The organism is Lignipirellula cremea, assembly GCF_056501455.1.
On sequence record NZ_CM151415.1, the window covers coordinates 2,515,665 to 2,527,903 of the forward strand.

The following is a 12,239-nucleotide window of genomic DNA, read 5'->3' on the forward strand; positions in this document are numbered from 1 at the left end:
TTGCAGTTACGAGACGCTCCGGCAAGCGACGGCTTCCTTGCCGCTGGGGGATGGGTCCTCCCGAGCTTTTCGTGACTGCGGCATGCCCAGCCGAAGCTTTCGCCCTTTTTTCGTAGACTTGCGACAGCCCTTTCGGGGCGCTCTGATCGGCAGCGTGACAGAGACAGACGTTCACCGCGCCATCGACGCGGTCTGGAAGATCGAATCGGCCCGGCTGATCGCCGGCCTGGCGCGTCTCGTGCGCGACGTGGGACTGGCCGAAGAGCTGGCCCAGGACGCGCTCGTCGCAGCGCTGGAACAGTGGCCCGAGTCAGGCGTCCCCCGGAATCCCGGCGCCTGGCTCATGGCCGCGGCGAAGCGTCGGGCCATCGATCGCATCCGCCGGGACCGCCTGTTCGAGCGGAAGCAGGACGACATCGCGCGAAGGCTGGAGGCCGACCCGGCGAACCCGCTGGAGTCGGTCGACGCCCGCCTGGACGATCCCGTCGGCGACGACCTCCTGCGGCTGGTGTTCACCGCCTGTCATCCGGTCCTCTCGACCGAGGCGCGGGTCGCGCTCACGCTGAAGCTGCTCTGCGGTCTGAGCACGGACGAGATCGCCAGGGCCTTCCTCGTTTCGGAATCGACCGTCGCCCAGCGGATCGTGCGGGCGAAGAAGACGCTCGCCGAGAAAGAGGTTCCGTTCGAGACGCCGCGGGGCGAAGAACTCGCGGCCCGGCTCTCCTCCGTGCTGGAGGTGGTTTACCTGGTGTTCAACGAGGGCTACACCGCGACGGCCGGCGACGACTGGATGCGGCCCGCGCTCTGCGAGGAGGCGTTGCGGCTGGGGCGCGTGCTCGCCGGCTTGGCTCCCGATGAGCCGGAGGTTCACGGTCTCGTCGCGCTGATGGAGATTCAGGCGTCGCGGCTCCGCGCGCGGAGAGGACCGCGGGGCGAGCCGGTGCTGCTGCTGGAACAGAACCGTTCCGTGTGGGACCGGATCCTGATTCGCCGCGGACTGGCCGCGCTTGACGAAGCGAACCGCCTGGGAGGAGAGCACGGGATCTACGTCCTGCAGGCCGCGATCGCCGCATGCCATGCGCGGGCGCTCGTGCCCGAGGCGACCGACTGGGCCGAGATCGCCAGGCTTTACAGCGAACTTGCTGCGAGGACGCTGTCGCCCGTCGTGGAGTTGAACCGGGCGGTCGCGGTGGGGATGGCCTTCGGTCCCCGGGCCGGGCTGGCGGTCGTCGACGAACTGCTCGCGTCGACGGCGCTGTCGTCGTACCACCTGCTGCCGAGCGTCCGGGGCGACTTTCTGTTCAAGCTCGGTCGCTTCGTCGAAGCCCGCGTCGAATTCGAACGCGCGGCTTCGCAGACGCGAAACGAACGCGAGCGCGAACTACTCCTCGCCCGCGCTGCGGAATGCGAGAGCGCCTGACCCGCGAAGCTCGTTACGTGCGCTTCGCCGATTTCTTCGCGGCCGCTTCCTTCTTCGCTTTCGGCTGCTCGGCTGCCGCTGCAGGTCGCGGCGTGCCGTACCACCGCTCCGCGATACGGTCGAGTTCGAGGATCGCGGGCTCGAGTTCCAGCGCCCTCTCCGCGAGCGAGTACGTCACCTGCGGCGGAATGGTCGGTTCGTAGGCTCGCTCGATCAGTCCTTCGGCTTCGAGCGTTCTCAGACGCTCGGTCAGCGTCTTGGTGGAGATCGCCCCCAGCCGTCGCCGCAGTTCGCCGAATCGCCGCGGTCCGTCGACGTGCAGTCGATGGAGCAACAGCAGCGTCCAGCGGCTGGCGAGCAGGTCCATCAACCGCGTCAGCGGGGCGTATTCGTAGTCGTCCGAAGCAGGCTCGTTCGGCTCCATGCTTTACTCCGGTGAAGCGGCTTTGCGATGAGAAGCTACTTTACTTAGTAAAGCTAGGCTCGTAAAGTCCAGGGAATCTGATCGCAGGCGATCGGAACGAACGTCGACTCGGAGGCTCGAAACATGCGTTACCGGATATTCGGCAGGCGGACAGGACTGAAGGCGTCGGAGCTGGCGTTGGGGGGCGGCATGTTCGGCACCCGCTGGGGCTACGGCGCCGACGCGCAGGAAGTCGCGGCGATCGTCGAGCGCTATCTCGATGCGGGCGGGAACCTGATCGATACGGCGGACAACTACCAGTTCGGCGAGTCGGAAAGCCTGATCGGCGAGCGCGTCGCCTCGGTCCGCGACGACGTCCTGATCGCGTCAAAGTTCAGCCGCGGCGATTCGCCGAAACCGTCGCTCGGGAACGTCGGCGATCATCGCAAGGCGATGGTTCAATCGGTCGAGCGCAGCCTGAAGCGCCTCGCGACCGACCGGATCGATCTCTACTTCGTCCATATGGACGACGGCGTCACCCCGGTCGACGAGATCATGCGCGGGCTCGACGATCTCGTAAGGCAAGGCAAGATCCTGTACGCCGGCCTATCGAACTTTCCCGCCTGGCGGATCGCCGCCGCCGCGATGACGGCCGATCGCAACGCCTGGGCGCCGGTCGCCGCGATCCAGGTCGAGTACAACCTGCTCCAGCGCACGATCGAACGCGAGATGCTGCCGATGGCGGACGCGTTCGGCCTGGCGACGATGGCGTGGTCGCCGCTGGCCGGCGGACTGCTCACGGGCAAGTATCGCCGGGGCGAGAAGGGTCGGGCGACCGAACTGCAGTCGAGCGTGCTCCACGACGAGGCGGCTCGAAACGCGGGCGTGCTCGACGCGCTCGAAGCGGCGGGTCGCGATCTGGGCGCTCCGCCTTCGCAGCTCGCGATCGCCTGGGCCAGGGCGAAGGGAGTCTTCCCGGTCCTCGGACCGCGCACGCTCGCGCAGTTGGAGGACAATCTCGCCGGCGCCGAAATCGCGCTCGACGCGGAGACGTTCGCGCGGCTCGACCAGGCGAGCGTGACGCCGCTCGGCTACCCGCACGAATTGCTCGCTCACCCCGAACAGCGGAACGTCATGACCGGCGGACGCTGGAGCGCGATCGACTTTCCCCGCACGACCGTCGTCTGAACCTTCACAACACTAGGAGCCGCCGATGCACGCTTACGCCATCTTCATTCGCGAACGGATCCGCGATCCGCAGGAGATCGCGACTTACTCCGCCAAGGCCGGCGCATCTCTCGAAGGCCACGCCTGCAAGGTGCTGGCCGCGTACGGAACGTCAGAAACGCTGGAGGGTCCCGAAGCCGACGGCGTCGTCATCGTCGAGTTCCCGTCCCTCGCGGAGGCGAAGGCCTGGTACGACGGCGAAGCCTATCGCGACGCCAGGAAGCATCGCTTCCTCGGCGCCGACTACCGCGCGATCTTCGTGGAGGGGACGTGAGCGACGCCCTTGCTTGACGGGCGGCGCGTCACTTCGCGGGCTTCGCGTCGTCTTCTTCCATGAAGACCTCGCGGCGCTTGGCGCTGAAGAGCGTGCGGATCAGACCGTCGGCGGAGAACCATCCGGCGCCGGTGAAGATCAGCGCGACGTAGACGATGCCGAAGACTAGCGCGGGCTCCTTGCTGGGCCCGCCTGCCGAGAAGAGGGGATCGTTCAGATGGACCGTGAACGCCGCCACGGCCATCGTGAACGCCAGCGGGATCGAGGCGAACCGCGTCCCGAGGCCGAGCATCACCAGAATCGCGCAGCCGAACTCGGCAGCCGCGGCGAGCGTCAGGCTCGTCTCCGCCCCCAGGCCGATCGGATCGGCGAAGGCGAGGTCCCCCTCGATCACCTTCAGCAGCTTCCCCCAGCCGTGCATCAGCATGAAGCTGCTGACGCCGACGCGCAGGATGAACAGGCCGATCGAGCCGAAGATGCCGGGACCGCGCGCCATGGTCATTGTCGCCTGAATACGAACCGCTGAACGTCGTCGTCTTCCGCCGATTATCGTCCGCCGGCGCCTCGTGCGCCTAGATGGATGATACGTCGACTATTTTCCTGTCGATGAATCAAGGGAGGCGGGCGGGCGTTCGGTTCACCCCGCCAGCAACCTCGGCAGCTCGCCGCGGAGCCAGTCGCGGCCTTCGGCCAGACGTTCCGGCGCGAGGAAGACGTAGCCGAAGTTCGCCTCCGGGACGAGGGTCTTCATCACTTCCGAAGCTTCCCACGATTGCAGGATCCGTCCGTCGCGCGACAGGATCGGGAAATCGGCGCAGCGGGAGTCGCCGTACGCGCGATCCATCAGCACGGCTCGGCGACCGAACCGCGCGATCGCGAGCGCGTAGACCTCCTCGATCAGTCGGGGGTTCTTGGCGTCGTCGAGCGGATTGAGCTCGTACAGCACGCGGAAGTGCTTTCGCCTGAGGATCCGCTCCGCCGAGTCGTGGGCCGGATGGTCCGGATCGCGGAGGGTCGCCCGCATCGCGGCCAGGACTTCGCTGTCGGTCAGCGCGAGCCAGTCGGTCTCTTCGCGAACTTCGCCCCCGCCGCCCCACTCGCGCAGGAACTCCTGCAAGTGGAGGTTGTAGACCCGGCGAACCGGGTGGTGATAGACCTGGCTGTACATGAAGTACCGCGCGAGGGCGAGCGCCTCCGCGCTGCGCAGGCCGCCCGAGACGATGCCGAGCGCGAGCGGCGCGTCGGTCCCTCCCCAGGCGGGCAAGATCCGCATGGTCTCGATCAGGCGGTAATGATCGAATCGCCCGTTGCCGACGCCCGTGTGATGCGAGTCGCGCAGCAGGTAGTCCATCCGGTCGACGCCGAACGCGTCGCCGACGATGATCTCCGACAGCAGCCGCTCCCAGGGGGTGAAGGCGATCTCGCGTCCGGCCGCCTGCGAAGCTTCCTGCGGACCGAGCGAGATCTTGCCGACGATCTCCGGATCGAGCGGCGGGTCGAAGCGACGCCACAAGTCGCACAACTCTTCGCCGTGGATCTGCTTCCAGGTCAGGCGTTCGTGCGTTCGCCCGCCCGACAGCAGCATCTTCTCCGCGGCGTGCGAGAAGGGGAGATGGCCCAGATCGTGGCACAGCGCGGCCATGCGCAGCGACTGCCGCCACCAGGCCAGCTCCTTCGCGGAGGGCAGAAACCCGTCAGGCAGATGCTGCGTATGCGCGGGATCGGTGATCGTCGCGAACGCCCGGTCGGCCAGTTCCATCGTCCCCAGCACGTGCTCGAACCGCGTATGCCGGGCGCCCGGATAGACCAGGAAAGTCAGCGCGAGCTGGTGCACGTACCGCAGACGCTGCACGGCCTCCGAATCGACGACCGCCCGCTCCTGCGAGTTCATATGAATGAACGCGTGGACCGGATCGCGAAACTCATGCGTTCGCGCGACGCTTGCGGGCTCCTCCTCGATCACGTGCGGGCAACTCCCCTGGCTCCTTCGCCCCTGTCGACGGCAACATTGCCGAGAGGCGAGTCGCTCAAGAGTCTACCGTCGCCGGCGCTCGCGCGAAGAAGCGAAGCGAAGTCCGCTCACGCCGATCCCGGAAAGAGTTCCAGATGCGACTCGCCCGTTCGCCCGAGGTAGAGGCACCGCCGGCCGGCGAACGAGACGAGATACCCGACGCAGCCGGCAGCGCGAATCCGCTGCAGGAACTGGGGATAGGCGAGGCGACCCTGTTGCGAGTCGCGGACCGCGGACTCGACCTCGGGGGCCGAGAATCGCTTGGCGACGGGGTCGGCAGCATCGTGCGGCCGGACGACGTGCGAATCGCCGTCAGGCAGATAGTAGATGTGCTCCGCGCGGCAGAGGTCGACGGAGTAGCGCTCGATCCCGGCGTCGAGCAGGCGCTGCACCACCTGGGGAAAGGGCATCCGGCCTTCGAGCGTCAGGCCGACGCAATCTTCGACCGTAGCGATCGTCGTTTCGTTCATGCAGTCGTTCTCCGTGGCGAGTTGGTGTTCGAAGTCCGTCGGATTCCGGCGGGGCGGCATCCGTTCAATCCGTAGGGAGGTTCTTCATGCCGTGCCGGCGGACGATCTCCCGCAACGCTTCGGAGAGTTGCCGTCGGCTGTCGGGATCGAGATGCCCGAAGAACTCCGCGTCGTTGGCATCGGCCAGGCGGGCGAGTCGCGGGACGAGCTTCATGCCCGCGGACGTGATCCGCGCCGAACGATACCGCCGGTCGGAGCCTTCTTCGCCGCGCTCGACGAGTCCCTTCGCGATCAGCCGGTCGACGAGTTTGGAGATCGCCCCCCGGCTCATCCCCAGCCGCTCGGCCAGCGCGCTCGGCGGAACCTCGCCCGCGTCGAACAGTTCGCGCAGGGCGACCCACTCGGCGACCGTCACGCCGAGCGCCTCGACCTTCGCCTGGAACGCGTGCGAGACATGGTTCGATACGAACCGCAGCCAGTAGCCGAGGTGGTCTTCGAGAGCGCTGGTCTCCGCCGCCTGCTTCTTCGCCATCCTCCGCTCCACCGTCCGTCCGGCCATTTGGTTTCCTAGGAAACTATAGGCCGGCGGCGAACCGAGGTCAACGTTCGTTCGGATTCGAAAAACGCCGGAAGAGACCGCTTTGCCCGGCGTCGTGAATCGACGGCGCAGATTGCCGTGTGCCTAACCTGAATCCGGACGTTCCTACGACGAACGAGCCTCCTCGCTCCCCTCGTAGACAGCCAATTCTTCGTGAAGCCTTGCGATCAGCTTCCGGATTCCAGCCTTCGTGAAACCCTTTTCCCCGGCAGGGCGGTCTCGCTGAATCTCGTCCAGGCGATCTTCGAGGCTGCGAAGTTCGGTCTGCGCGGTTTCGTATTCGATCGGCGTCGTGATCACAGTTCGATCTCCACGAGTCCTTTGCGCCGGCCGTCGAGTTCCCGCGTTCGTCCGAAGAATTCTAGCCACGCGTTCCAGTCGCGGCGATCTTCCGCTGCGAGAATCTCTTCAGGATGCCTGGTCACAAGCATGTATTCCAGTTCCATCGCCTCTAAGTTGCCAGAGGCCGCGCGGGTTGCGAAATCTCCTGGCAGCCAGACGACGGCGTCGACGTCATTCGGGTCCGGAATGGACGTAACGAAGCTGCCGTCGATGAACAATCGTAAGGCAGAAACGGCACGCGCGAGTTCGACCCAGCGCCGAAGTCGCAAGGCCAGGCGGCGGCGTACGGGAGAGTCTGTTCCGAAGCGAAGAATCGCCTCAGCCTCCGTGGCGAGGTGCAGCCCCTCCGGCAAATAGCCGTCATCGCGGAAGTCCGGTATCAACGTTCGATCCTCGACGAAGCGTCATCGCGAAACGAAAACGCCGGACGAGGATTCCCTGCCCGGCGTCGCGATCGAATGCAGGTTGCTTGTGCTCGGCGAAGCCTACTTCTCCTGAATCCAGACGTTCTGATAAACGACCGGGTTGCCGTGACCCTGGAGGTAGATGGGGGCGGGCTCGGGGCCTTCGGGCAGCTTGCCGGGCGTGCCGTGCGGAAGCTCGATGTCGTCGTGGATCACGACGCCGTTGTGCTTCATCGTCAGCCGCGCGGGCGCCGTCTTGTTCCCGGCGTCGTCGTACTTCGCCATCGTGAAATCGATGTCGTACGTCTGCCAGGTCAGCGGCGGGAAGCACATATTCACGTCCGGCTTGGCGATGGAGTAGATGCCGCCGCACTCGTTGTTCTCGCCCTTCAGGCCGAACGAATCGAGCACCTGGATCTCGTACCGGCTCGACGCGTAGACGCCCGAGTTGCCGCGGGCCTGACCGCGCGCGGCGGGCTTGAACGGCGTGCGGAACTCGAGGTGCAGCGTGTAGTCCTTGAACTTCCGCTTGGTCGAGGTGTCGGCGGAGAGCAGCTTCTCCTCGGTCATCTTGCCGTTCTCCCACTCGTCGGCGGACGTGCCGTCGAAGAGGACGATCGCCCCCTCGGGCGCCTTCGCCCCGAACGTCGGGCTCTTGCGTTCGACCCGCTTGAGTTCGCCTCGCATCTCGCCGTTGTAGAAGAGCGTCATCGTGTCGCCGACGACTTCGGCCCGGGCTTCGACGTCGTCCTTCTTTTCGACGAAGACGAGCTTGTCGCCTTCCTTCTGACCGGCGATGCGGTGGGGCTCGATCGTCTTGACCCATCCGGCGCCGGGAAGACCGCCCGGGTAGCCGACGGCTTCGAACTTGTCGTCGCCCAGGGCGATGACCTGGCCGCCGATGTCCATCTTCTCTTCGCTGATCGGCTTCTTCATCCAGCCGGCGAACTCGCCCTGCAGTGCATAGCTCTCCGGCGCCTTGGCGACGTCGGTGTAGGTCGCTTCCGGATCGTCGGCAGCGAAGGCGAGGGCGGGAACGAACGCGGTCGCGAACGACGCGAGCGTCCAGAGGGCATAACGAACGGACATGCGAAAACGCTCCGTGACAGGACGTAGGGCTCGACAGGCGGGAAATCGTCGCGGCAGAAAAGCACGAGGGGCCGCGTGACGCCGGCAGAAGCAGGCAGCGGTCATTGTTCCCTCAGCAGTAGGGGGTCGCAAGAGACGCAGCGTCCTCGCGCGACGGGCAGATGCCGCATTTTTCCGGGCGAACGAATTGACCCGCAGAGTCTCCGAGTGTATTTTGCCATACAGTTAAGTAACCGAGTGGTTAAATGAGGACTTGGCGATGCGTGCGGTCAGCCGGTGCAGTTCGGTCGCGCTCTGTGTCTTCTCCAGTCTCTCCGCGGCGCTTACTTCGTCCGCCAACGAGCCCAATTCGCCGAACGCGAAGTTGCCGGCGGTGCAGACCGGCTACGCACCGGTCAACGGCCTGCGGATGTACTACGAGATTCATGGCGCAGGCACGAAAGGCCAGCCGCCGCTCGTGCTGCTGCATGGGGGCGGGGACACGATCGGCACGTCGTTCGGAGAGATCCTGCCCGCGCTCGCGCGCAGCCGGCAGGTCATCGCGTTCGAACAGCAGGGCTACGGCCATACGGCCGACATCGCCGATCGACCCTTCACATTCGAGCAGTCCGCCGACGACACGGCCGCGCTGCTGAAGCATCTGAAGGTCGAGCGGGCCGATCTCTTCGGCTTCAGCAACGGCGGCACGATTGCGATGCAGGTCGCGATCCGGCATCCGAAAGTCGTGCGCAAGCTGGTCGTCGCGTCGGCCTTCTACAGCCGCGAGGGAGCCGACCCCGGTTTCTGGCAGTTCATGAAGACCGCGACCCTGGAGACCATGCCGCAGGAGTTGCAGCAGGCCTATCTGAAGGTCGCGCCGCAGCCCGAGAACCTGCGGCTGTTTCACGACAAGGCGGCCCAGCGGATGCGCGACTTCAAGGACATTCCCGACGCAGCGATGCAACGGATCGCGTCGCCGGCGCTCGTTATCGCAGGCGACGCCGACGTGGTCCGACCCGAACATGCGGTCGCGACGTTCAGGCTCTTGCCGGACGCGAAGCTGGCGATCGTGCCGGGCGCCGATCATGGGCTGCTCGAAACGCACGCGGAGGCGCTGGGTCCGATGATCGTGTCGTTCCTCGACGCCGAGACCGCGAAGCCGTAGCGAAACCGCGAACAGTTCTCTGCCGCATCACGGAGCGAATCAGGCATGGTCGCCGATCAACTGTCCGTCACGTTCGCCGCGCTCGCCGATCCGACGCGAAGGGCGATCCTGTCGCGACTCTCGGAAGGGGAGCGGTCGGTCACGGAACTGGCCGCGCCGTTCGCGATGTCGCTACCCGCGGTGTCGAAGCACCTCAAGGCGCTGGAACGGGCGGGGCTGATCGAACGAAGTCGCAGCGCCCAGTGGCGACCCTGCCGGCTGAAGCCCGAGGCGCTGAAGGGGGCGTCGGACTGGATCGAACAGTATCGCCGTCTCTGGGAAGAGCGGTTCGACCGGCTGGATGCCTACCTTCAGGAAGTGCAAGCGAAGCAGGCGGACGGGACGTCATCCGTTTCGCCTGCTTCCGATGCTGAACCCGAGGAGAAATCAGATGACGACTCGAAGCGATAGTCGAAACGCGAACGAAATCGGCCTGACGATCGAACGGACGTTCGACGCGCCGCGGGAACTGGTCTTCGCGGCGTGGACCGAGCAGGAACGGCTTGCCGCGTGGTGTTATCCGAAGGACTTCGAACCGCTGTTCGGCGAAGGCGACCTGCGACCGGGCGGCAGTTGGCGAGCCGGCATGAAGGCGCCCTGGGGCGAAACCTTCGTCGTCGGCGGCGTCTACCGCGAGATCTCGCCGCCCGAGCGTCTGGTCTTCACGCACGCCTGGGAAGAGGCGGACGGCGACGGGCACGAGACGCTCGTGACGATCACGCTCTTCGACGAAGCCGGCAGGACGCGGATGGTCTTCGAGCAGTTCGGCTTCCTCGACGAAGCGACCCGCGACTCACACCGCGACGGCTGGAACGAAGCGTTCGACCATCTTCAGAATTACGCCGAAGGGATCTGCTTTCCTGAAGGGCAGGCGCCCCGCCTGCCGTCCGAGTCGACGTTCGGTTCATGGCGGGCGGGGCGGCTGCCCTGCAAGAACCTCGAAGAGAAACACGCGATGTCTCAAGTAAGAGTCGAGAGCTTCACGATTTCGCTGGACGGCTTCGGCGCTGGACCGGATCAGAGTCTTCAGAATCCGCTCGGCATCGGCGGGGAGACGCTGCACGGCTGGGCCCTTCCGACCAAGACGTTTCAGCGCGTGCTGTTCGGCAAGGAGGGAGGCACGACCGGAGTCGACGAGGATTACGCCGCCCGCGGCATGCGCAATATGGGGGCGTGGATCCTCGGGCGAAACATGTTCGGACCGATTCGCGGCGACTGGCCAGACGATGCCTGGAAGGGATGGTGGGGCGAGAACCCGCCGTACCATTGTCCGACGTTCGTGCTCACGCATCATCCCCGGGCATCGATCGAGATGGAGGGAGGCACGGTCTTCCATTTCGTCACCGACGGCATTCACGAAGCGCTGCGGCTCGCTCGGGATGCAGCGGGAGAAAAGGACATTCGCATCGGCGGCGGCGCGGCGACGATTCAGCAGTACCTCCGCGCCAGGCTGATCGACGAGATGCACCTGGCCATCGCGCCCGTAATCCTTGGTTCCGGGGAACGGCTCTTCGCGGGGCTGAACCTGGTCGAGTTGGGCTACGAATGCGTCGAGCATGCGGGGACGGAGAACGCCGCGCATGTCGTGATCCGGAAGACGTAGTTCGACGTCTCGCTCTCGTAGGGCAGGCGCCCCGCCTGCCTCGAAGCTTGTACTGAACGCAGATGGCAGGCGGGGCGCCTGCCCTACAAGAAACCTTCGACCTTCTTTCGCACGGAGAATCGACTATGGCGAACGCTGCAACGGATACCTCCGACCGCGAGATCGTGCTGAAGCGAGTCTTCGCCGCACCGCGGGAACTCGTTTACGACGCCTTCTTCGATCGCGAGAACATCGGACGGTGGTGGGGTCCGAACGGGTTCTCCACGACGACGAGCACGATGGACGTTCGGGTCGGCGGCGTCTGGGAGTACGTCATGCACGGTCCCGACGGCACGGACTATCCCAACCGCGTCGTCTATACGAAGCTCGATCGACCCAGCGGCTTCGCGTACGACCATGGCACGAGCGCCGAAGAACCGCGGCTGTTCGTAGCGACGGGGCGGCTGGTCGACCTCGGCGGAGGAAGAACGGAAGTGACGTTGCAGTTGGTCTGGGATACCAGGGAAGAACGCGACTTCATGGAGCAGAAGTACGGCGCCCGCGAAGGGGGCGAACAGATGCTGGAACGGCTGGGGGAGGCGCTGGCGAACGGAAGCTGATTCTTATCGCCCGATCATGCTCTTGTAGGGTGGGTCATTGACCCACCTCTTCCTGACGGATCCTGGCCATCAGGTGGGCCAATGACCCACCCTACGGAAGACACCCATGAACTCCGCTGAAAGTCTCATGCCGACGGATCGCCAGGTCTTCCTCGAACGACTGTTTGACGCGCCGCGTGATCGGGTCTTCGAGGCTTGGGCCGACCCGGCGATTCTGGAACGCTGGTACGCGCCGCACGGCTGCACGATCGCGATCCATGAGTGGGACTTCCGCGAAGGCGGGGCCATCCGCACGGAGATCAGGTCGCCCGACGGCCATGCCTGTCGCTGCGGGGGAGCGTTCGCACGGATCGTCGTGCCGGAGCGGATCGTCTTCGATCTCGGCATCGTGAACGAGCAGGGCGAACCGGCGGAACCGGCCACCCTCGGCATGGATCCCGATTGGCCGCGATCGACGACGATCGACGTGACGTTCGAAGCGGTGGGGGCCCGCACGCGACTGACGCTACGTCAGAACGTGAGCGAAGCGCTCGCGAAGCGAACGGGCGCCTACCCGAGCTGGCTACAGATGTTCGAACGGCTCGAGGTGGAACTTGCGGCGGGCGGATAACCAGGT

The 12,239-nt window shown here is 65.6% G+C and carries 15 protein-coding genes; 8 read left to right on the top strand and 7 right to left on the bottom strand.

Going from position 1 to position 12,239, the window contains the following annotated elements; translation table 11 throughout:
• Positions 1-154 precede the first annotated feature (154 nt).
• Positions 155-1,420 (top strand): RNA polymerase sigma factor, encoded by a 1,266-nt coding sequence (locus SH602x_RS09795; RefSeq protein ID WP_479476612.1) that lies wholly within the window; start codon positions 155-157, stop codon positions 1,418-1,420.
• Positions 1,421-1,433: 13 nt separating this feature from the next.
• Here the strand turns inward: SH602x_RS09795 and SH602x_RS09800 are convergent, their stop codons facing one another.
• Positions 1,434-1,844, bottom strand: coding sequence for a winged helix-turn-helix transcriptional regulator (locus tag SH602x_RS09800; RefSeq protein WP_479476613.1), 411 nt, complete (start codon positions 1,842-1,844; stop codon positions 1,434-1,436).
• 123 nt (positions 1,845-1,967) lie between these two features.
• Here SH602x_RS09800 and SH602x_RS09805 point away from each other — a divergent pair, with 123 nt between their 5' ends.
• Positions 1,968-3,011: an aldo/keto reductase gene (locus SH602x_RS09805; RefSeq protein ID WP_479476614.1), complete on the top strand. Its 1,044-nt coding sequence runs from the start codon at positions 1,968-1,970 to the stop codon at positions 3,009-3,011.
• A 25-nt stretch (positions 3,012-3,036) separates the two neighbouring features.
• Positions 3,037-3,324, top strand: coding sequence for a DUF1330 domain-containing protein (locus tag SH602x_RS09810; RefSeq protein WP_479476615.1), 288 nt, complete (start codon positions 3,037-3,039; stop codon positions 3,322-3,324).
• Positions 3,325-3,352: 28 nt separating this feature from the next.
• Here the strand turns inward: SH602x_RS09810 and SH602x_RS09815 are convergent, their stop codons facing one another.
• The 6 genes from SH602x_RS09815 to SH602x_RS09840 all read right to left on the bottom strand — a co-directional run bounded on the left by SH602x_RS09815 (position 3,353) and on the right by SH602x_RS09840 (position 8,238).
• Positions 3,353-3,820, bottom strand: coding sequence for a DoxX family protein (locus tag SH602x_RS09815; protein ID WP_479476616.1), 468 nt, complete (start codon positions 3,818-3,820; stop codon positions 3,353-3,355).
• Positions 3,821-3,961: 141 nt separating this feature from the next.
• Positions 3,962-5,287: an HD domain-containing protein gene (locus tag SH602x_RS09820; RefSeq protein WP_479476617.1), complete on the bottom strand. Its 1,326-nt coding sequence runs from the start codon at positions 5,285-5,287 to the stop codon at positions 3,962-3,964.
• A 116-nt stretch (positions 5,288-5,403) separates the two neighbouring features.
• A complete protein-coding gene (locus SH602x_RS09825; protein WP_479476618.1) occupies positions 5,404-5,805 on the bottom strand; it encodes a DUF1398 domain-containing protein in 402 nt (133 codons plus the stop codon).
• A gap of 64 nt (positions 5,806-5,869) precedes the next feature.
• The gene (locus SH602x_RS09830) at positions 5,870-6,364 is read right to left on the bottom strand and encodes a MarR family winged helix-turn-helix transcriptional regulator (RefSeq protein WP_479476619.1); all 495 of its coding nucleotides are present in this window, start codon (positions 6,362-6,364) and stop codon (positions 5,870-5,872) included.
• Positions 6,365-6,699: 335 nt separating this feature from the next.
• Positions 6,700-7,128 (bottom strand): DUF6932 family protein, encoded by a 429-nt coding sequence (locus SH602x_RS09835; RefSeq protein ID WP_479476620.1) that lies wholly within the window; start codon positions 7,126-7,128, stop codon positions 6,700-6,702.
• 102 nt (positions 7,129-7,230) lie between these two features.
• Complete coding sequence (locus tag SH602x_RS09840; RefSeq protein ID WP_479476621.1) at positions 7,231-8,238, bottom strand: 3-keto-disaccharide hydrolase; 1,008 nt, start codon at positions 8,236-8,238, stop codon at positions 7,231-7,233.
• A gap of 259 nt (positions 8,239-8,497) precedes the next feature.
• Here SH602x_RS09840 and SH602x_RS09845 point away from each other — a divergent pair, with 259 nt between their 5' ends.
• The 5 genes from SH602x_RS09845 (at position 8,498) to SH602x_RS09865 (ending at position 12,233) form a co-directional block, all read left to right on the top strand.
• Positions 8,498-9,382 carry an alpha/beta fold hydrolase gene (locus tag SH602x_RS09845; protein WP_479476622.1) on the top strand — a complete coding sequence of 295 codons (885 nt, stop codon included), beginning with the start codon at positions 8,498-8,500 and terminating at the stop codon, positions 9,380-9,382.
• A 45-nt stretch (positions 9,383-9,427) separates the two neighbouring features.
• Complete coding sequence (locus SH602x_RS09850) at positions 9,428-9,832, top strand: ArsR/SmtB family transcription factor (RefSeq protein WP_479476623.1); 405 nt, start codon at positions 9,428-9,430, stop codon at positions 9,830-9,832.
• Positions 9,813-11,024, top strand: a complete 1,212-nt coding sequence (locus SH602x_RS09855) for an SRPBCC domain-containing protein (protein WP_479476624.1) — start codon at positions 9,813-9,815, stop codon at positions 11,022-11,024. The genes SH602x_RS09850 and SH602x_RS09855 overlap by 20 nt, the downstream gene beginning before the upstream one ends.
• Positions 11,025-11,149: 125 nt before the next feature.
• Entirely contained in the window at positions 11,150-11,623 is a 474-nt protein-coding gene (locus tag SH602x_RS09860) for an SRPBCC domain-containing protein (protein WP_479476625.1), read from the top strand.
• A gap of 106 nt (positions 11,624-11,729) precedes the next feature.
• Entirely contained in the window at positions 11,730-12,233 is a 504-nt protein-coding gene (locus SH602x_RS09865) for an SRPBCC family protein (RefSeq protein WP_479476626.1), read from the top strand.
• Positions 12,234-12,239 lie beyond the last annotated feature (6 nt).

Excerpts from the sequence above, each read along its gene's own strand:
- SH602x_RS09800 (WP_479476613.1), bottom strand. The coding sequence starts at position 1,844 with ATGGAGCCGAACGAGCCTGCTTCGGACGACTACGAATACGCCCCGCTG.
- SH602x_RS09805 (WP_479476614.1), top strand. The coding sequence starts at position 1,968 with ATGCGTTACCGGATATTCGGCAGGCGGACAGGACTGAAGGCGTCGGAG.
- SH602x_RS09810 (WP_479476615.1), top strand. The coding sequence starts at position 3,037 with ATGCACGCTTACGCCATCTTCATTCGCGAACGGATCCGCGATCCGCAG.
- SH602x_RS09815 (WP_479476616.1), bottom strand. The coding sequence starts at position 3,820 with ATGGCGCGCGGTCCCGGCATCTTCGGCTCGATCGGCCTGTTCATCCTG.
- SH602x_RS09825 (WP_479476618.1), bottom strand. The coding sequence starts at position 5,805 with ATGAACGAAACGACGATCGCTACGGTCGAAGATTGCGTCGGCCTGACG.
- SH602x_RS09830 (WP_479476619.1), bottom strand. The coding sequence starts at position 6,364 with ATGGCCGGACGGACGGTGGAGCGGAGGATGGCGAAGAAGCAGGCGGCG.
- SH602x_RS09840 (WP_479476621.1), bottom strand. The coding sequence starts at position 8,238 with ATGTCCGTTCGTTATGCCCTCTGGACGCTCGCGTCGTTCGCGACCGCG.
- SH602x_RS09845 (WP_479476622.1), top strand. The coding sequence starts at position 8,498 with ATGCGTGCGGTCAGCCGGTGCAGTTCGGTCGCGCTCTGTGTCTTCTCC.
- SH602x_RS09850 (WP_479476623.1), top strand. The coding sequence starts at position 9,428 with ATGGTCGCCGATCAACTGTCCGTCACGTTCGCCGCGCTCGCCGATCCG.
- SH602x_RS09855 (WP_479476624.1), top strand. The coding sequence starts at position 9,813 with ATGACGACTCGAAGCGATAGTCGAAACGCGAACGAAATCGGCCTGACG.
- SH602x_RS09860 (WP_479476625.1), top strand. The coding sequence starts at position 11,150 with ATGGCGAACGCTGCAACGGATACCTCCGACCGCGAGATCGTGCTGAAG.
- SH602x_RS09865 (WP_479476626.1), top strand. The coding sequence starts at position 11,730 with ATGAACTCCGCTGAAAGTCTCATGCCGACGGATCGCCAGGTCTTCCTC.